The sequence below is a fragment of the Bradyrhizobium algeriense genome (assembly GCF_036924595.1).
Lineage (GTDB): Bacteria > Pseudomonadota > Alphaproteobacteria > Rhizobiales > Xanthobacteraceae > Bradyrhizobium > Bradyrhizobium algeriense.
In genome coordinates, this window is record NZ_JAZHRV010000001.1 from 1,039,896 (window position 1) to 1,059,154 (window position 19,259).

Genomic DNA, 19,259 nt, shown 5'->3' on the forward strand with positions numbered 1-19,259 from the left:
GACCAAACGATTTTCACCAAATGCCGCGGCCGCCGGCCGGGGCGAACCAAAGCGCGCGTCGTAAGAGAGGCAACCATGGCACTCAATCTGACCCCCCCTGACATCAGCGAGCTGAAACCGCGGATTACCGTCTTCGGCGTCGGTGGAGCAGGCGGCAATGCCGTCAATAACATGATCACTGCCGGGTTGCAGGGCGTCGATTTCGTCGTCGCCAACACCGACGCGCAGGCGCTGACCATGTCGAAGGCGCAGCGCATCGTGCAGATGGGCACACAGGTGACGCAGGGCCTCGGCGCGGGGTCCCAGCCTGATGTCGGCGCGGCGGCGGCGCAGGAAGTCATCGACGAACTTCGCGACCACCTCTCGGGCGCCAACATGGTGTTCGTCACCGCCGGCATGGGCGGCGGCACCGGCACCGGCGCAGCCCCCGTCATCGCCAAGACCGCGCGCGAAATGGGCATCCTCACCGTCGGCGTGGTGACCAAGCCGTTCCACTTCGAAGGCATGCGCCGCATGCGCACCGCCGAGTCCGGCATCGCCGAACTGCACAAGGTGGTCGATACGCTCTTGATCATCCCGAACCAGAACCTGTTCCGGGTCGCCAACGAAAAGACCACCTTCGCCGACGCCTTCGCGATGGCCGATCAGGTGCTCTATTCGGGCGTTGCCTGCATCACCGACCTGATGGTCAAGGAAGGCCTGATCAACCTCGACTTCGCCGACGTGAGGGCGGTGATGAAGGAGATGGGCAAGGCGATGATGGGCACCGGCGAAGCCACCGGCGAGAAGCGCGCGCTGACCGCGGCCGAAGCTGCGATCGCCAACCCGCTGATCGACGACTCATCGATGAAGGGGGCCCGCGGCCTGCTGATCTCGATCACCGGCGGCAAGGACCTCACCCTGTTCGAAGTCGACGAAGCCGCCACCCGGATTCGCGAGGAAGTCGACCAGGACGCCAACATCATCGTCGGCGCCACCTTCGACGAGACGCTCGACGGCATCATCCGCGTCTCCGTCGTCGCCACCGGCATCGAGCAGGCGCAGATCGCGCGCAATGCCGCCGCCGCCCCGGCGGCCGCGACCACTGCCACTGCCGGCGCCACGTCCTCGCCCGACAACCGTCTGGCCGAACTGACCGCTCGCCTCCGCGCCGACAATGCGCGGCTGGCCGAACGCGCCCAGAAGCTCGAGCCGGCGCCCGCGCCGCAGGCGATTGCTCCGGCTCCCGCGCAGGCCTCTGCCGTCGCGTCGGCGCAACGTCAGGCCAACAATGTCGAGCGTGCAGCGCTTGCTGCGATCGCAGCTGCGGTTGATACGCCGCAACAGGCTCCGATCCAGCCGGCTTCCTATGGCGATGTCACGGTCCGCCCGATCGCGCAGAAGCCGACCCTGTTCCCGGATCATAACGAGGCCGCCCGCATCGAGCCCGAGCAGCCTGCGACCCCCGAAACCTTCATCCCGCAGGCGGCCGAACGAGCGCCGGCGCGCTCGCCGCGGATGCCGAAATTCGAGGATCTGCCGATGCCGGCGCAGGCCGAAATCCGGCAGGCCCGCGGTGAAGCCGAGGAGGAGCACCCGCAGAAGTCCAAGCTCTCGCTGTTGCAGCGGCTCGCCAATGTCGGGCTCGGCCGCCGCGACGAAGAGGCCGAGCCGCCGATCGCGGCCCGCGCCTCCGGTCCAGCGATGGCCCCGCTGCCACCGCTGCCCGATCGCAAGCCGCAGCGGACCGTCGCCCAGCAAATGGCGGCGAATCATGAACCGGTATCGGAGTACGCAAAACGCCCGGCGCCGCAAGGTTTGGACGTCCATGGCCGCCCGGCACCTGTTGCCTCAACGCCACAGGGCGACGATCATCTTGATATCCCGGCCTTCCTCCGACGCCAGGCCAACTGAGCTTTTGTAACAATTAAGGCGACCCAAGGGGCCCCGGCTGACCCAGCCGGGGCCCTCTCTTTGGCTGGGTACCGAGGCGCGGTTGGTCGGTCAAGCAACTGATTTTAAATGATTAATTATTCATTCCGTGATCAGCTATTGCGGCTGAAACGGCCTTCGGCCGTGCCGGAATTTGGTTAACCCTTGGCGCGATTGCGGCAGAGATAGGGTAACAATCCGTAAAGAAGCGTGAGTTGGCGCGCTTTGGGAAATAGTTATGGTCTGCCGTGACTTGGGGATGCCTAGAACGCGAATCGCCACTTACGCGCGGTTCCCGTCTTTGGGTTAAGTCAGGGTAGTGGGCAGTTATCGATGAAATTCAGCCGGCAAACCACGCTTCGGTCGCAAGCCACCGTAACGGGCGTTGGCGTTCATTCCGGTTTACCTGTCAGCCTGACGCTTGGACCTGCTCCTGTGGATGCGGGTTTTATTTTTGTCCGCACCGGCCTTGATGAGGCCGACCGCGAAGTTCCCGCCATCGCCGAATCCGTAACCGCCACCGATCTTGCAACCGTTCTCGGCGACCGCGAAGGCCCGCTGGTTTCCACTGCGGAACATGTCCTCGCTGCCTTGCGCGGCATGGGCGTCGACAACGCCATCATCGAAGTCGACGGTCCCGAAGTTCCGATCATGGACGGCAGCGCGGCGGCCTTCGTCGCCGCCATCGATCAGGCCGGCATTGTCACCCAGTCGGCCTCCCGCCGCTTCATTCAGGTGCTGAAGCCGGTGCAGGTTGCGATCGGCGACAGCTTCGGCGAGTTGCGGCCGCATGCAGGCGGGTTCCGCGTCGAGATCGAGATCGACTTCGCCAATCCCGTGATCGGCCGCCAGAATTTCTCGCTCGATCTCAATCCTGAAAGCTTCCGCCGCGAGGTTTCCCGGGCCCGGACCTTCGGCTTCATGAACGATGTCGCGCGGCTCTGGAGCGCCGGTTTTGCGCGCGGCGCCTCGTTTGAGAATACAGTGGTGCTCGACGACGCCCGTCTGCTCAACACCGAAGGCCTGCGCTTTTCCGATGAATGCGCCCGCCACAAGGCGCTGGACGCGGTTGGCGATCTGACCCTGGCCGGCTTGCCGCTGCTCGGCGCCTATCGCTCAGTGCGTGGTGGCCACAAGCTGAACCACGCCGTACTGACGGCCCTGTTGGCCGATCCCAGCGCCTGGCGGGTGGTCGAGGCCGAACCGGCACGCCGTACCCGCGGCCATGTTGAGGCCGGCGCAGGCATGGTGGGCGGTTTGATCGCCCCAGCCTATGGTCCGGATGTGTCCTGACTTTCGCTTTGCGAAATGTCCTGACTTTCGCTTTGCGAAATGTCCTGACTTTCGCTTGTGAAATCCACTGACCTCGGCTTGCGAAAGGCCGGGCTTTTTGTGCCGTACACAGACGCGTTTTCCGTAGTAACCACAATTGGTAACGATGCCCGTTCCGCCGCCTTAATCCGGGCGAATTGGCTGCGTATTCGGTTGGTTGAGGACCATTTTTCGGCTACAGAGGCTCGCGGTTGCACGACAAGCGCTACGGGCCTCTGAGGAATTACGCATTGGGCACGGGAAATATGGCTTCCATGACCGCGGTTCATGGGCAGGCGGGCTCCAGTCATCAACCGCATCAAAGGCGTCAGGTCACAGATTCAATGTCGGCACAGCGTATGACGCTTGAACCACGCAAATCACTACGGTTGCTGCGGCTGGCGGCGGGCCTGATTGCGCTCACCATTCCCTTAAGCGGATGCGGCACCGGCGCGCTCTGGGACAAGTTCACCGCCAAGGACGACACCTTCAACGAGGAACCGGCGGACAAGCTCTACAATGAGGGCTTGTACCTGATGAACCAGCGCAAGGATAACAAGGCGGCCTCGAAGAAATTCGAGGAAGTCGATCGCCAGCATCCCTATTCGGACTGGGCGCGCAAATCGCTGCTGATGTCGGCCTATTCCTTCTACAATTCCGGCGACTACGACAGCTGCATTGGTGCTGCGACCCGTTACGTCACGCTGCATCCCGGCAGCCCGGATGCGGCTTATGCGCAATATCTGATCGCGGCCTCGCATTACGACCAGATCCCGGACATCTCCCGCGACCAGGGCCGCACCGAAAAAGCGATCGCGGCGCTGGAAGAGGTGATTCGCAAATATCCGACCTCGGAATACGCCAACTCCGCCAAGGCCAAGCTCGAAGGCGCGCGCGACCAGCTCGCCGGCAAGGAATTGGATGTCGGCCGCTATTATTTGGATAAGCGCGACTTCACTCCGGCGATCAACCGTTTCAAGACCGTGGTCACGCGCTATCAGACCACCCGCCACGTCGAGGAAGCGCTCTACCGCCTCACCGAGGCCTATATGGCGATCGGCATCGTCGGCGAGGCGCAGACGGCGGCGGCCGTACTTGGGCACAACTTTCCTGACAGCCGGTGGTACAAGGACGCCTATAATCTTGTAAAGTCGGGCGGTCTCGAGCCGAGCGAGAACAAGGGTTCCTATATTTCCAGGGCCTTCAAGAAGATGGGTCTCGGCTAGGAATTTACTTCGCATGCTGGCGCGTCTGTCGATCCGTGACATCGTCCTGATCGAACGGCTCGATATCGAATTCTCCCGTGGCCTCGCGGTGCTGACCGGTGAAACCGGCGCGGGCAAATCCATCCTGCTCGATGCCTTCGCGCTGGCGCTTGGCGGCCGCGGCGATTCGGGCCTGGTCCGCCACGGCGCGGAGCAGGGCCAGGTGACGGCCACTTTCGACGTCCCCAAGGACCATCCGGCGGCAAAGATTCTGTCCGAGAACGGCCTCGACGATGCGAGTTCTGAAGAATCCTGCGAAATGATTCTGCGCCGTGTGCAGCTCGCCGACGGCCGCACCCGCGCCTTCATCAACGACCAGTCGATCAGCGTGCAGACCCTGAAAGCGGTCGGCGCTGTCCTGGTCGAGATCCATGGCCAGCATGACGAGCGCGCGCTGGTTGACGCCTCGACGCACCGGCAGTTGCTCGATGCCTTTGCCGGGCTGGAGAAAGAGGTCGCGGCGCTGGAAACGCTATGGGAGGCGCGGCGCACTGCGAATCAAGCGCTCGACGCGCATCGCGCCAGCATGGAACGCGCCGCGCGCGAGGCGGACTATCTGCGCCACGCCGCCGACGAGCTGAAGACGTTGAAGCCGAAGGAGGGCGAGGAGACCGCGCTCGCCGGACGCCGCACCATCATGATGCAGGGCGAGAAGATCGCAAGCGACCTGCGCGAGGCGCAGGAGGCGGTCGGCGGCCCCCATTCGCCGGTGCCGGCGCTGGCCGCCGCAGTACGCCGTCTCGAACGCCGCGCCGCCAATTCGCCCGCGCTGGTCGAGCCGGCGGTGAAGGCGATCGATATCGCGATCAACGCGCTGGAAGAGGCCGACCAGCATCTCAGCGCAGCCTTGGTCGCGGCCGATTTCGATCCCGCCGAGCTGGAGCGCATCGAGGAGCGGCTGTTTGCGCTTCGTGCCGCCTCGCGCAAATATTCGACGCCAGTCGATGGGCTGGCGGCGCTTGCCGCCAAATTCGTCGCCGACGTGGCACTGATCGATGCCGGCGCGGATCAGTTGAAGAAGCTGGAAGCCGCCGCTGATGAAGCCGACCAGCGCTACGGCGCGGCGGCGACCAAGCTGTCTGCTGCCCGCAATAAGTCCGCCGAGAAGCTCAACAAGGCGGTTAACGCCGAACTCGCGCCGCTGAAACTCGAGCGCGCAAAATTCACGACGCAGGTCGAAACCGACGCGAATTCGCCGGGGCCGCAGGGCATCGACCGGGTCGAGTTCTGGGTGCAGACCAATCCGGGGACCAAACCGGGGCCGCTGATGAAGGTCGCCTCCGGCGGCGAGCTGTCGCGGTTCCTGCTGGCGCTCAAGGTGGTGCTGTCCGACCGCGGCTCGGCGCCCACGCTGGTGTTCGACGAAATCGATACCGGTGTCGGCGGCGCGGTGGCGGACGCGATCGGCGCGCGGCTTTCGCGGCTGGCCGGCCAGGTCCAGGTGATGGCGGTGACGCATGCGCCGCAGGTCGCCGCACGGGCCAGCACGCACCTGCTCATTTCCAAGGATGCGCTCGACAAGGGCAAGCGCGTCGCCACCCGCGTCAACGCGCTCGCCGCCGACCACCGCCGCGAGGAAATCGCCCGCATGCTGGCCGGCGCCGAGATCACGGCGGAAGCGAGGGCGGCGGCGGAGCGGCTGTTGCGCGCGGCGAGCTAGGCTTTCATGGCCAAGACAGCAAAAACAAAAACCCTGACCGACGTTGCCAAGCTCACCAAGGCGCAGGCCAAGGTCGAGCACATGCGGCTCGCGCTGGAGCTCGAAGGGCACGACAAGCGCTATTATCAGGAGGACGCTCCCAGCGTCAGCGACGCCGAATATGACGCCCTGCGGCAGCGCTCCAATGCCATCGAGAAGCGGTTTCCCGAATTCGTCACGGCGGAATCGCCGTCGCAGAAGGTCGGCGCGGCGCCATCGGGGCGTTTCAAAAAAGTTCGCCATGCGGTGCCGATGCTGTCGCTCGACAACGCGTTCGCCGAACAGGACGTGCTCGACTTCGTCGGCCGAATCGAGCGCTTTCTCAAGCTCAGTGACGACAAGATCAATTTCTCCGCCGAGCCGAAGATCGATGGTCTCTCGATGTCGCTGCGCTATGAGGGCGGTGAACTCGTCACCGCCGCCACCCGCGGCGACGGCGCCGAAGGCGAGGATGTCACCGCCAATATCCGCACGCTCGAAGATGTGCCCGAGAGGCTGAAAGGACGCAACGTCCCGGATGTCTGCGAGGTGCGCGGCGAGGTCTACATGACCAAGAAGGCCTTTCTCGCGCTGAACGAACGCCAGAAGGCCGCGGGCGATACCATCTTCGCCAACCCGCGAAATTCCGCCGCGGGCTCGCTGCGCCAGAAGGACCCTTCCATCACCGCGTCGCGGCCGCTCGGCTTCTTCGCCTATTCCTGGGGTCAGATGAGCGCGATGCCGGAGGGCACGCAAACCGGCATGATCCACTGGTTCGAGCGCTGCGGCTTCAAGACCAACCCGCTGACGAAGCTCTGCCACTCCGTCGAGCATCTGATCGCATTCCATCGCAAGATCGAGGAGCAGCGCGCCGAGCTCGATTACGACATCGACGGGGTCGTCTACAAGATTGACCGGATCGACTGGCAGGAGCGGCTCGGCTTCGTCTCGCGCACGCCGCGCTGGGCCATTGCGCACAAATTCCCGGCCGAGCGCGCCATGACGGTGCTCAAGGACATCGAAATCCAGGTCGGCCGCACCGGATCGTTCACGCCGGTCGGCAAGCTGGAGCCGGTCGGCGTCGGCGGCGTCATCGTGCAGAACGTCACGCTGCACAATGAGGATTACATCAAGGGCATCGGCAACAAGGGCGAAGTGCTGCGCGAGGGGCGCGACATCAGGCTTGGCGATACCGTCGTGATCCAGCGCGCCGGCGACGTGATTCCGCAGGTCGTCGACGTCGTGATCGACAAGCGGCCGAAGGGCGCGAAGGAGTTTCACTTCCCGAAGAAATGCCCGTGCCCGCTGCACACCGACGTCGTGCGCGAGGAAACGGCAACCGGCGAGGAAGGCTCGCGCGCCCGCTGCACCGGCGAGTTCGCCTGTCCGTTCCAGAAGATCGAGCATCTTAAACTGTTCGTGTCGCGCCGGGCGTTCGATATCGACGGGCTCGGCGAGAAGCAGCTCCAGTACTTCTTCGACGAGGGGTGGGTGAAGGAGCCAGCCGACATCTTCACGCTGCAAAAGCGCAACGCGAAGCTGAAGCTCGAAGATATCGAGGGCTATGGCGAAACTTCGGTGCGCAACCTGTTCGCCGCGATCGAGAACCGCCGCCGCATTTCGTTGGAGCGCTTCATCTATGCGCTCGGCATGCGCCATGTCGGCGAGACCACGGCGCTGGCGCTGGCGCGCGGCTACGGCTCGTGGGATGCCTTCCACGATGCCTGCCTCAAGGTCGCCAAGGGTGACGAGGACACCATCGCCGAGATGGATGCGATCGACCAGATCGGCGACACCGTAATCAAGAGCGTCGCTGCCTATTTCGGCGAAAGCCATAACCGCGGCATCGTCGAGCGGCTGGTCAAGGAGCTCAACGAGATCATCGACGCCGAAAAGCCCAAGAGCAATTCGGCCGTCGCCGGCAAGACCGTGGTGTTCACCGGCTCGCTGGAAAAGATGACGCGCGACGAAGCCAAGGCGACGGCCGAACGGCTGGGCGCCAAGGCAGCGGGTTCAGTCTCGAAGAAGACGGATTACGTCGTTGCGGGACCGGGCGCCGGTTCCAAGCTCGCCGAAGCGAAGAAACACGGCGTTGCCGTGCTGACCGAGGATGAGTGGCTGAAACTGATCGGGGAGTGAGGCGGGCGCCGCATATTCCGTTGTCGTCACCCGCGAAGGCGGGTGACCCAGTATTCCAGAGGCGGAAGTGGCAGATCGAGAAGCCGCGGCGTACTGGATCGCCCGCCTTCGCGGGCGATGACAGCAGACAATGAGGCGCTGACGTCGTGGATTGCTCTCTCAGCATCCCGACTCTTCCTCCTCCGTCTGCTCGATCAATTCCTCACAAGTGTTCAGCCGTCAGTTGAATTCGAGCTGCTGATATTTCTCCCACGATCGGAAGGGCGAGACCACACGTCCCCTGCGGTCGATGCGTCCCCATTGTCCGCCCACGTACCAGCTACGCTCGCCTTCAGTGACAGTGCGGTCATATTCAATAGTGCAAGCCGTGCAGACAACAGCAACTCCATCCCTGAATGGATAGGCTCCGTCATACCTCGCCGGGATCACGAGATTGAGTTTGCGGTCGATGTATCCAATCTTGCCGCCGACCCGCGACCGCGCGAGACCATCCTCGAAATAGTCCGGGCCGTTGTCCATTGATTCAACCGGCACTGGGATGACGCCACGTCGAATGTAGAACCATTGGGCTTTTCGTTTGTCAGTCCCACCGAACAACAAGACCGAAGCCAGCCCATCACGGTCATATCGAAGTCGAGCCAAATAGGATCGCTTCAAGCGCGGCCGCCCGTCGGGGCCGGTTGCCGCACATTGCTTGAACGTGCGCTCCGGCTCCCAGCAATCGAAGACGCCTGGCGCAACCGTGCCTTGATCCATTGCCACGACCGGTTTTGACGAGAGTGTGAGCAGGGCGCTCAGCGCAAGAATCTTGAGAAAATCAGGCATGATGCATGCGTTCGTTCCAACCGTCATTGCGAGCGTAGCGAAGCAGTCCAGTGCGGCGTAACAAAGTATGGATTGATTTCCCTTGTGCGGCGAGGTGGATTGCTTCGCTTCGCGCGCAATGACGGGGGCGGCAACTTCGCGCATCTCACAACATTCCCGATTCTTCCTCCTCCGCCTTCTTCACCAGCTCCTCGCTGACCACGACACTTCGCCGCGGCACGATGAAGAACATCACCGAGATGCAGGCGATCGACAGTGCGAAGATCGCCGCCGTCAGCGGCAGCGTGGTTGTGGAGTGGCCGCCGAGATAGGCGCCGAATTGCGAGACCAGCGCGCCGATGCCCTGTTGCAGAAAGCCCATCGCTCCGGAGGCGGTGCCGGCGGCCTCGGGACGCGCGCTGATGGCGCCGGCCGCGGCGTTGTTCATCACGAAGGCGTTGGCGACCATCACGATCATCTGGGTGCCGAACAGCCAGAGCGGCGCCTGGTTGATCCCAGCAATGCTCAAGACGAGGTTCAAGAGGGCGCCGCCGAATTGCACCGCGAGTCCGAACCAGATCAGCTTCTCCAGCGAATGCCGCGGCGCGAAACGGACGCAGAACACATTGCCGATCAGATAGGCAAATCCCGTCGTCGCGAACCACGCGCCATATTCGGCCGTGGTTCGGCCCATCTGCGTCACCACAATGTAAGGTCCGCCGCCGGCAAACATGAAAATAATCTGGGAAGCCAGGACCTGGCACAGCACATAGCCGATGAAGGCGCGGTTGCGGATCAGCTTGCCGACGTCGCCGCGGAAGCTGCTGCTCTCGCTGCGTTCGCCGCGCGTCTCGGGCAGCGCCAGCGCGATCAGGACCGCGACGCTGAGCGAAGCCGCCGTGATGAAATAGAAGATGGCGCGCCAGCCGAACGCGGTCTCCAGGAGGCCGCCGACCAGCGCGCTGAGCATCTGCGCCATCATCATGACGGCAATCACGAGGCTGATCATGGAGCTGATGCGGTCGCGGCTGTAGAGGTCGCGGATGATGGCGCGGCTCACCACCATGCCGGTCGCGCCACCCAGCGCCTGCAGGAAACGCGCGGCAATCAGTTGCGGCAGTGTCTGCGCCAGCGAGCAGCCAACGCTCGCCGCCACCATCAGGGCAAGGCCTGCGAGCAGCACCGGGCGGCGTCCGAACTTGTCCGACAGCGGCCCCATGATGAGCTGCGAGCAGGCGATGCCGACCATGTAGAGCGACACCGTCATCTGCGCGACGGAAATGTCACCACCGAACGTCGTCGCCAGCACGGGAAGCGCCGGCACCAGCATATAGAGCGAGATCGGCGCGACGCCGGTCATCGCCACCAGCATCAGCAGCATGATCTTGGAGGTCGCGACGGCGCTCGCCGCCGCGTCGGGCGGCTTGCCCACGACGCCGTGCATTCAGTTCAGATCCTGTTTTGCTTGGATTGGACTTTTAACCAGATGGTTCAGCACGAACAGGGACGTTTTGGCATGCGGCCATGCTGAATTGGGGAGGCGGGTACGAGACTGGGCCGCTGGATTCTACTTTGCATGGGGTTGTTTTCGCGGTTTTTGTGTCCGGCGCCCGCGCCGTATCGCTCTAGGGGTACCGGATCCTCCGCCGTCGCCGGGGCGACTGGTGGAAAGTAGGATGGGTGGAGCCAACGGGTCGCGCGAATGCGCGCCCGATGACAGGCTCCGCGATACCCATCGTCTCACCACGCGCACCGGCATTGATGGGTATCGCTGCGCTCCACCCATCCTACGGCTTTAGTCAACGATTAAAGCGGCAGCATCGCCGCCGTCGCCTCATCGAGCCACAGCTTCGTGGCGTTGTCGTCGAGATGCGGGCGCACCGCGCGATTGACACGCTCATGGTAATCGTTCAGCCATTTCAGCTCTGTCGGGCTGAGCATGTTCACATCGATCAGGCGGCGGTCGATCGGCGCCAGCGTCAGCGTCTCGAAGGCATTCACCGGCTTGTCGGCACCTGGCACGTCGGTGCCGATGACGAGTTCGAGGTTCTCGATCCGGATGCCATAGGCGTCGGTCTTGTAATAGCCGGGCTCGTTGGAAAGGATCATGCCGCGCTTCAGCGGCGTGGTGCCGAGTTTTGAAATCCGCGCCGGGCCTTCATGCACCGAGAGATAGCTGCCGACACCATGGCCGGTGCCGTGCTCGAAATCGAGGCCGGCCTGCCACAAAAATTGCCGCGCAAAGGAATCGATCTGCGCGCCGGTGGTGCCGTCGGGAAAGATCGCGCGCGCGATCGCGATGTGTCCGCGCAGCACGCGGGTGAAGCGGTCGCGCATTTCATCGGTGGGATTGCCGATCGCGATCGTGCGGGTGACGTCGGTGGTGCCGTCTTCATATTGCGCGCCGGAATCGATCAGCAGGAGATCGCCGGGCGAAATCCGCCGGTTGCTCCTGCGGGTGACGCGGTAATGCACGATCGCGCCGTTCGGCCCGGTCCCGGCGATGGTCGGAAACGAAACATCCTTCAGCGCGCAGGTCTGGCGCCGAAAGGTTTCCAGCGCCTCGACGGTGTCGATCTCCGTCAGCGCGCCGGACGGCGCCTCGCGGTCGATCCAGGCGAGAAAGCGTGTCAGCGCCACCGCGTCGCGCTGGTGCGCGGTCCGCGTGCCCTCGATTTCGGTGCTGTTCTTCACCGCCTTCAGCAGGCTCACCGGATCGTTGCCGCTCACCGGTTTTCCGCCGGCGCCCGCGATCAGGCGGCTGAGCGCATCGGCGGCCGTGGCGCTGTCGAGGGCGATCGCGGCGCCGCTGCGCGCGAGCTCGGTCAAATCGGGCACCAGCGCGTCGGGATCCCGGACGTCGGCTGATTGTTCGAGATGGTCGCGCGTCAGGTTGGAAAGCTTGCGGTGGTCGATGAAGATGGTGGGGCGGCCGTCCTTCGGCACCAGCGCGTAGGACAAAGGCAGCGGCGTGTGCGAGACGTCGGCGCCGCGGATGTTGAAGGTCCAGGCCACCGCGTGGCTATCAGACAGAACCAACGCCTCGGCCCCGAGCTTGCTGATCTCAAGCCGGATCCGCCTGAGTTTTTCGGCTTCGATCTCGCCGGAAAACTGCACGCCATGAACGGAAACGGGGCCGAGCGGCGGCGCCGGGCGTTCGGTCCACACTTGGTCCAGCGGGTTGTTGTCGACCGCGATCAGCTCCGCGCCCGCCTTGGTACAGGCAGCGGCCAGACGCTCGGCTGCCGCGGAAGTGTGCAGCCACGGGTCAAAACCGAGGCGGTCGCCGGCCGAAAGGTGCTTGGTCAGCCAGTGTTCCGGCGGCGGATCGGCCAGTGGCTCGATGTGCCAGGCCTTGCGGTCGACCTGCTTGGCGGCCTGCAGCGTGTAGCGGCCATCGACGAAAACGGCGGCCTCGCGCGTCAGGACGATCGCCACGCCGGCCGAGCCGGTGAAGCCGCTCAGCCAGGCCAGCCGCTCTTCGGAGGCTGCGACATACTCGTTTTGCTGCTGATCGGCGCGGGGAATGACGAATCCCGTCAACTTCCGCCGTGCCAGCTCCTCGCGAAAGCGGGCCAGCCGTGCGGTCAGCGCCACGCCGCCTTCGGGTTCTTCGAATGTCTGGAAATGGGCTTCGAACATCGCCTTGTCACTTTAGGGTTCGGTGGAACGGTCCGCAATGCAGCGGGGCTGGCCACAATTTGGCATAATCCGTGCTTCATTATATCCGTCCGTTTTAGTCGGATGGAACGGTTTTGCGGTGCTGTTCGGCTCAGGATACCGGGAGGCCCGAGGAGTGTTTCAACTCAACGAAGAGGGGATACACCATGCCTGCTTTCACGTTTGAGAAGATTTCGCCGCCGGCCGACCGCGGCCCGGTTCCGCCGGTGGCTAACAAGAAACAGCGCGGCGTCATCGTCCAAATGCTGGACCGGTTCGCTGAAGCGCGGGTCAAACGGACGTTGAAGGCAGAGAAGGGCGTGATCGCCCGCAACCCGCGCAAAACACCCGAGTAGAGTTTTCAATTCACCTTGCGCAGCAACAGGCTGCTCCAGCCCTCGATGCGAAGGTGCCGCACCGGCACCAGCCCGCGGGCGCGGTAGGCGGCGATGACCGCGGGCGCCTGAGGCGTTAGCAGGCCCGACAGAATGACCAGCGCCGATGGCGCCAGATGTCGCGTCATGGGCGCTGCCAGTTGCCGCAACGGATTGGCAAGAATATTCGCCAGCACCAGGTCGAACGGCGCGGCATCAGCAAATTGCGGCGCCGCGAAGCCGGTGGCACGGATCGCCTGCACCAGATGCCCTGACACGTTCAGCCGCGCATTTTCGCGGGCGACCTGCACCGAGGGCGGATCGATATCGCTCGCCAGCACCTTGTCATGCAGCGCCTTGGCGGCGGCGATCGCCAGCACGCCGGTGCCAGTGCCGAGATCGAGCACGCGGCGTGGACGCCAGGCTTTCAGGACATGGTCGAGCAGCAGCAGGCAGCCGCGCGTGGTGCCGTGGTGGCCGGTGCCGAACGCCAGCGCCGCCTCGATTTCGATGCCGATCTTGTTGGGTGCGATCCGCTCGCGATCATGCTGGCCGTGGACGATGAAGCGTCCGGCCGGCACGGGAACGAGGTCTTCGAGGCTGGCCTTGACCCAATCCTTGGCCTCGACCGTGTCGAAGGCGATGCCCTCGGCGATATCAGCGCCTGCGGCATTGGCCACGAGTTCGCGCACCAGCGGCTGATCGGGCGGCTCGGCGAAATGCACCGTGACGTCCCATCGGCCATCCGGCCGCTCGAACGCGGCGATCGCGGCCTGGCCCTCAAAAAAAACTTCGGTCAGGGCATCGACGACGCTCTTGGCTGCGTGCTCGTCACCGATGGCAAAGCTGACGCGGTGCGTAGGGGCGATGGAAGTCATTGAAGAACCTGGAGAAAGTGGAGCGAGGCGAACGAGAAGGAAATGACGCTTGATTCAAATTTGAGCAAATTTCATGTCGTACTACTCGGAAAAGCTGCACCATTACCATTAGGACAACCTTAGATTCATCTTCGTGGGTTCCCGGACGGGAACTGCAGAGGCATCCTCAGTTCCAGGAACACAAACCCAGGTCGGAACCAGCCAATGTCGATCATTAGGTCATTTCTTAGGGACGAATCCGGAGCCACCGCCATCGAGTATGGCCTGATTGCAGCCGGGATTGCGATCGCAATCATTACCGCCGTGCAGGGTGTCGGTAGCAAGCTCAGCAGCAACTTCAACGACATCAGCACGTCGCTGAAATAACCGCCCTCAGTGGGGCATTCTGGGGACCAGGCGCGCCAAGCGCCTGGTCCTTTTTTTGGGGCGGATTGGTCTGCGCGTAATTTGCACCGGCCATCCACAGGCGAACGGGAGTGTTGCCAACCCGGTTATTCGCGGAAGCACATGGTGTCTTCCACAGCCGCTGCGGCGAGTTTTCGACAACTAGTCCACAGGCTTTTCCCGTCGTTGCCCGCCGGCCTTACACACATTGTCCACACCCGGCGCGCGCACGAGTGCCCAATGCGAGCGGGAGGGAGCTGGTTAAGATGACGTGAGCAGCGTCATGCTGGCGTTGCGCCTTTGCTCTCAGCCTATCCAAATAGCGCGCGGTGATCGCCCAGGATTGTCCGCGCGGCGTTGTGGCCGGGGGCGCCGGTGACGCCGCCGCCGGGGTGGGCGCCTGAGCCGCAATGGTAGAGGCCCTTCAGCGGCCCGCGATAGTCGGCATGGCCCAGCATCGGCCGCGCCGAGAACAATTGATTGAGCGTCAAGGCGCCATGGAAGATGTCGCCGCCGAGCAGGCCGAACTGCCGCTCAAGATCGAGCGGCGACAGCATCTGGCGGCCGATCACGCTTGTCCCAAAGCCCGGCGCGAATTTATCCACCGTCGCGATCATGAGATCGGCGACCTCCTCGCGATGGTCGTCCCATGATTTCCCGTCCGGCAATTCCGGTGCGACATGCTGGCAGAACAGGCTCGCGACATGTTGGCCTTCCGGCGCGAGCGAGGAGTCGAGTGTCGAGGGGATCAGCACTTCCACCACGGGCTCGCGGCTCCAGCCGTAGCTGCGCGCATCCTGCCAGGCGCGATCCATGTAGCCTAAGCTCGGCGCGAGGATGATGCCGGCGGTGAGATGGTCGCCGGCGCCCGGCAATGCGGTGAAGGAGGGCAGGGCGCTCAACGCGACGTTCATCCGAAAAGTGCCGGAGGCGTTGCGCCAGCGCGAGATCCGTTCGAGGAATTCCGGCGCCAGCGCGCCCGACGGCACGAGCCGCGTATACAGCAATTTCGGATTGACGCCGGAGACGACGTATTTCGCGCGGATCGTCTCGCCATTGTCGAGGATGACGCCCGCGGCGCGGTCGCCTTCGACGATCACCTCGCGCACGCCGGCCTCGGTTTCGATTTCGGCGCCATGCCCGCGCGCCGCGCGCGCCATCGCTTGCGTGATCGCGCCCATGCCGCCGATCGCGTGGCCCCACACGCCCTTCTTGCCGTTCACCTCGCCGAACGCATGGTGCAGCATGACGTAGGCCGAGCCGGCGGCGTAGGGGCTGGCGTAATTGCCGACGATGGCGTCGAAGCCGAACAGCGCCTTCACCAGGTCGTTCTCGAAACGCTCGTCCAGCATCTCGCCGGCCGAGCGCGTGAACAGGTCGAGCAGATTGCGCTGCTGCTCCAGTGAAAGCTTGCGCAGGATGCCGGCGGTGCCCAACGCATTGAAGGCTTCGCGGATCGCGCCGATCCCAAATCCCTCGACAATGTTCGGCGGCGCGCGCAGCACGAATTGCCGCAGCACGTCGGCGATGGCCTCCAGCTCGCGCGAGAAGGCATCAATAGCGGCCGCATCGTGCTGGCTGAGTTTCTCGACCGATTGCGTAGTGCGGCCCTCGCCGGTCAGGAGATAGCTACCGTCGGGCGCGGGCAGGAAATTTTGCGCACGGCGCTCGACGATGCGCAGGCCGTGATCGGCGAGCTTCAGGTCGGCCATGATCTGCGGGTTGAGCAGGCTGACAGTGTAGGCGGCCACCGAGTTGCGGAAGCCGGGGTGGAATTCCTCGGTCACCGCGGCGCCGCCGACCGCCTTGCGGCGCTCGACCACCTTTACGCGAAGGCCGGCCATCGCGAGATAGGCGGCGCAGGTGAGGCCGTTATGCCCCGCCCCAATGATGACAACGTCGGTCTCGTTCATGCCAGCTTCAGCTTCAAAAAGGTTTGATCGGGATGGGCGCGGCGCGCCCTATCCATGCTTTCTTATCCCGCATTGCTCGCCGTGTCGCCCTATGCTCCATTGCGGCCCTCCGGCGGCCCTGCCGGGCGTCCCGCCACCGGCGTCCGCCGGTTTCCAGCCGGAGTTTTGATGACTTCTCCCGATCTGTTCGTTTCAGCGGACCAGCCTTCCGAAAGCCGGAACCGGCTGGTCCTGGTCGTCTACACCGCCGCGATCTTCGTCAGCGCGCTGCTGCTGTTTTCGGTGCAGCCATTATTCACTAAGATGGTGCTGCCGCGGCTCGGCGGCTCGCCGGCGGTGTGGTCGGTGGCGATGGTGTTCTTCCAGTCGCTGCTTCTCGGCGGCTATGGCTATGCGCATTTTCTGATGCAGGTCCGCAACCGCACGATTCCCGTGGCGGTCCATCTGCTGCTGCTCGCTTGTGCGATGCTGACGCTGCCGCTGTCGATTTCGAGCGGATGGGGCGATCCGCCGATGTCAGGCTATGCGCCTTGGCTGCTCGGCCTGTTTGCGGTGTCGATCGGGTTGCCGTTCTTTGCGCTCGCGGCCAACAATCCGCTGCTGCAGGCCTGGTTCGTCCGCACCGGCCACCCCAACGGCCCCGACCCGTACTTCCTCTACGCTTCCTCGAATATCGGCAGCTTCCTGGCGCTGTTGTCCTATCCGGTGCTGCTGGAGCCGATGTTCACGCTGCGCACGCAAAACCTGATCTGGACCGGCGGCTATGGCCTGCTGATCGTGCTGATTGCAAGCTGTGGCGTGCTGCTGCTGCGCTCGCCGGCGAAGGCGGCAGAGCTGAACATGCCGGCCGACGATGCCAACGCGCCAGCGCCGTCATGGATGTTGCGCGCCCGCTGGATATTCCTCGCCGCCGTACCGTCGGGGCTGCTGATTGCGGTGACCGCGCATATTTCCACCGACGTCGCCGCTGCGCCCTTACTTTGGGTGCTGCCGCTGTCGCTCTATCTCCTGACATGGGTGCTGGTGTTCCAGTCGCGGCCATTGCTCCCTCATAAATGGATGCTGCTGGCGCAACCGCTGGCAATTGCGGGTGTCGTGGTGCTGCTTGCGTTTGGCGGCGAACAGAACCTGCTGCTGACGCTCGGCGGGCATCAGCTGTGCTTCTTCGTCATCGCGATGGCTTGCCACGGCGAACTGGCGCGCACCCGTCCGGCGGCGAAGTATCTCACCGGTTTCTATGTCGCGCTGTCGTTCGGCGGCATGGTCGGCGGATTGTTCGCCGGCCTGATCGCGCCGTTCACATTCTCATGGGTCGCGGAATATCCGATCCTGCTGGCGCTGGCTGCGCTGTGCCGTCCGACCGGCAACGAGCGGTTACCGCGCTGGAGCCACTGGTACTGGCCGCTCCTCGCCGCGTTGGCGGTGGCGCTGATCGCACCGACCTGGTCGACCGGCAAACTGTTCACTTGGCTCGACACCAACAGGGTCTGGGTGATCGGCGCGGTCGGCGTGCTCTCGGCGCTGTTGGCGCTTGCGCTCAACGCCAACCGCTGGAAGATATTTGCGACCGTCGCTGTGGCGCTCGTGCTGCTGCGCGCCTACCCCTCCGACGAAGGACGGGTGGAGACCGTGCGCAGCTTCTTCGGCGTCCACAAGATCGTGGTGACGCCGAACGGCCAGTATCACGTGCTGATGCACGGCACCACGATTCATGGCGCCGAGAAATTCAAGAACGACGACGGCACGCCGGTCACCGGCCAGCCGGAGCCGATCACCTACTACCACAAGGACGGCGGCATCGGTCAGGCGATCGCCGCGATCCGCGAGCGCAAGGGCGCGCCGCTGCGGGTCGCGGTGATCGGGCTCGGCTCCGGCACGCTTGTGTGTGCTTCGGAGCACGGCGAGGACTGGAAGTTCTTTGAGATCGACCAGTCGATGGTCGATACCGCGCGCGACCCGAAATACTTCACCTACATCCAGGTCTGTGAGCCGAATCTCGAACCCGTGATCGGCGATGCGCGGCTGACTTTCGCGCGCGAGCCCGATGGCGTCTACGATCTGATCATCGTCGACGCCTATTCCTCGGATGCGATCCCGATTCATCTGGCGACCGAAGAGGCGATGGAAATCTACAAGTCCAAGCTGGCGCCGCAGGGGGCTGTGGTGATGCATGTCTCCAACCGGCATCTGGAACTGTCGAGCGTCGTCGTCGGCATCGCCGACGCCAACGACTTGAAGAGCTGGGTCTACAGCGAAGATTCCGGTCGCGACAATGAATACATCTTCTCGACCTCGGTCGTGGTCTCGGCGCGCGAAGAGGCCGACGTCGGCAAGCTGGCGTCGTCGGATAAATGGACGCTGACCGAGGCGGAGGATCACCAGCGGGTCTGGACCGACGATTATTCCAACGTGCTGGGCGCGGTATGGCGACGGCTCAGGAATGGTGAGGAATAGACGGGTTGCGATCGAGCAAAGCGCGCCTATGATTGAGTGCGCCCAACGAATGGAAATCCGTCATGGCTGATTTCACTCCCGTATCGGCCGCGATCGGCGGTGTGCTGATCGGGCTTTCCGCTGTCCTGCTGATGTTGTCGACCGGTCGGATCGCCGGCATCAGTGGCATCTTCAGTGGCCTGTTGAATTTGCGCGGCGAGGACAAGGGCTGGCGCATCGTCTTCGTCGCCGGGCTCATTCTCGCGCCCATCCTCGCCGGCCTGATTGGTTACGGCATGGCGCAGCCGAAATTGCCATCGAGTTGGGCCGTCATTATCGCAGCAGGACTGCTGGTCGGATTCGGCACCCGGCTTGGCGGCGGCTGCACCTCCGGCCACGGCATTTGCGGAGTAGCCCGGCTGTCGCCGCGCTCCATCGCGGCCACCGTCGTCTTCATGGTGACGGCGGTCATTACGGTCGCGGTCACCCACCATGTGTTGGGAGGTTGA

At 63.9% G+C, this 19,259-nt stretch carries 14 protein-coding genes; 9 read left to right on the plus strand and 5 right to left on the minus strand.

Annotated elements, in window-relative coordinates:
* Window positions 1-75 precede the first annotated feature (75 nt).
* The 5 genes from ftsZ (at window position 76) to ligA (ending at window position 8,304) form a co-directional block, all read left to right on the plus strand.
* On the plus strand, window positions 76-1,893 hold the full coding sequence (ftsZ, locus tag V1286_RS04995) for a cell division protein FtsZ (protein ID WP_334477963.1): 1,818 nt from the start codon (window positions 76-78) through the stop codon (window positions 1,891-1,893).
* A gap of 351 nt (window positions 1,894-2,244) precedes the next feature.
* Window positions 2,245-3,204 carry a UDP-3-O-acyl-N-acetylglucosamine deacetylase gene (gene lpxC, locus V1286_RS05000; RefSeq protein ID WP_108515482.1) on the plus strand — a complete coding sequence of 320 codons (960 nt, stop codon included), beginning with the start codon at window positions 2,245-2,247 and terminating at the stop codon, window positions 3,202-3,204.
* 362 nt (window positions 3,205-3,566) lie between these two features.
* A complete protein-coding gene (locus V1286_RS05005; protein WP_334477965.1) occupies window positions 3,567-4,448 on the plus strand; it encodes an outer membrane protein assembly factor BamD in 882 nt (293 codons plus the stop codon).
* Window positions 4,449-4,461: 13 nt separating this feature from the next.
* Complete coding sequence (gene recN, locus V1286_RS05010) at window positions 4,462-6,147, plus strand: DNA repair protein RecN (protein ID WP_334477967.1); 1,686 nt, start codon at window positions 4,462-4,464, stop codon at window positions 6,145-6,147.
* A 6-nt stretch (window positions 6,148-6,153) separates the two neighbouring features.
* Window positions 6,154-8,304 (plus strand): NAD-dependent DNA ligase LigA, encoded by a 2,151-nt coding sequence (ligA, locus tag V1286_RS05015; RefSeq protein WP_334477969.1) that lies wholly within the window; start codon window positions 6,154-6,156, stop codon window positions 8,302-8,304.
* A gap of 219 nt (window positions 8,305-8,523) precedes the next feature.
* On the opposite strand, the gene V1286_RS05020 is transcribed toward ligA, so the two are convergent.
* The 3 genes from V1286_RS05020 to V1286_RS05030 all read right to left on the minus strand — a co-directional run bounded on the left by V1286_RS05020 (window position 8,524) and on the right by V1286_RS05030 (window position 12,750).
* Window positions 8,524-9,273, minus strand: coding sequence for a WG repeat-containing protein (locus V1286_RS05020; RefSeq protein WP_334477971.1), 750 nt, complete (start codon window positions 9,271-9,273; stop codon window positions 8,524-8,526).
* 1 nt (window position 9,274) lies between these two features.
* Window positions 9,275-10,552, minus strand: a complete 1,278-nt coding sequence (locus V1286_RS05025) for a multidrug effflux MFS transporter (protein WP_334477972.1) — start codon at window positions 10,550-10,552, stop codon at window positions 9,275-9,277.
* A 362-nt stretch (window positions 10,553-10,914) separates the two neighbouring features.
* Window positions 10,915-12,750: an aminopeptidase P family protein gene (locus tag V1286_RS05030; RefSeq protein ID WP_334477974.1), complete on the minus strand. Its 1,836-nt coding sequence runs from the start codon at window positions 12,748-12,750 to the stop codon at window positions 10,915-10,917.
* 185 nt (window positions 12,751-12,935) lie between these two features.
* On the opposite strand from V1286_RS05030, the gene V1286_RS05035 reads away from it, so the two are divergent.
* Window positions 12,936-13,124: a hypothetical protein gene (locus tag V1286_RS05035; RefSeq protein WP_334477975.1), complete on the plus strand. Its 189-nt coding sequence runs from the start codon at window positions 12,936-12,938 to the stop codon at window positions 13,122-13,124.
* Between the two features lie 5 nt (window positions 13,125-13,129).
* On the opposite strand, the gene V1286_RS05040 is transcribed toward V1286_RS05035, so the two are convergent.
* Window positions 13,130-14,020: a 50S ribosomal protein L11 methyltransferase gene (locus V1286_RS05040; RefSeq protein WP_334477976.1), complete on the minus strand. Its 891-nt coding sequence runs from the start codon at window positions 14,018-14,020 to the stop codon at window positions 13,130-13,132.
* Between the two features lie 204 nt (window positions 14,021-14,224).
* On the opposite strand from V1286_RS05040, the gene V1286_RS05045 reads away from it, so the two are divergent.
* Window positions 14,225-14,386 (plus strand): Flp family type IVb pilin, encoded by a 162-nt coding sequence (locus tag V1286_RS05045; protein ID WP_334477978.1) that lies wholly within the window; start codon window positions 14,225-14,227, stop codon window positions 14,384-14,386.
* A gap of 329 nt (window positions 14,387-14,715) precedes the next feature.
* Here V1286_RS05045 and V1286_RS05050 read toward each other — a convergent pair whose 3' ends face one another.
* A complete protein-coding gene (locus V1286_RS05050) occupies window positions 14,716-16,317 on the minus strand; it encodes a phytoene desaturase family protein (RefSeq protein ID WP_334477980.1) in 1,602 nt (533 codons plus the stop codon).
* A 168-nt stretch (window positions 16,318-16,485) separates the two neighbouring features.
* On the opposite strand from V1286_RS05050, the gene V1286_RS05055 reads away from it, so the two are divergent.
* Window positions 16,486-18,771, plus strand: a complete 2,286-nt coding sequence (locus V1286_RS05055) for a spermidine synthase (protein WP_334477982.1) — start codon at window positions 16,486-16,488, stop codon at window positions 18,769-18,771.
* Window positions 18,772-18,833: 62 nt separating this feature from the next.
* Window positions 18,834-19,259, plus strand: a complete 426-nt coding sequence (locus V1286_RS05060; protein WP_334477983.1) for a YeeE/YedE family protein — start codon at window positions 18,834-18,836, stop codon at window positions 19,257-19,259.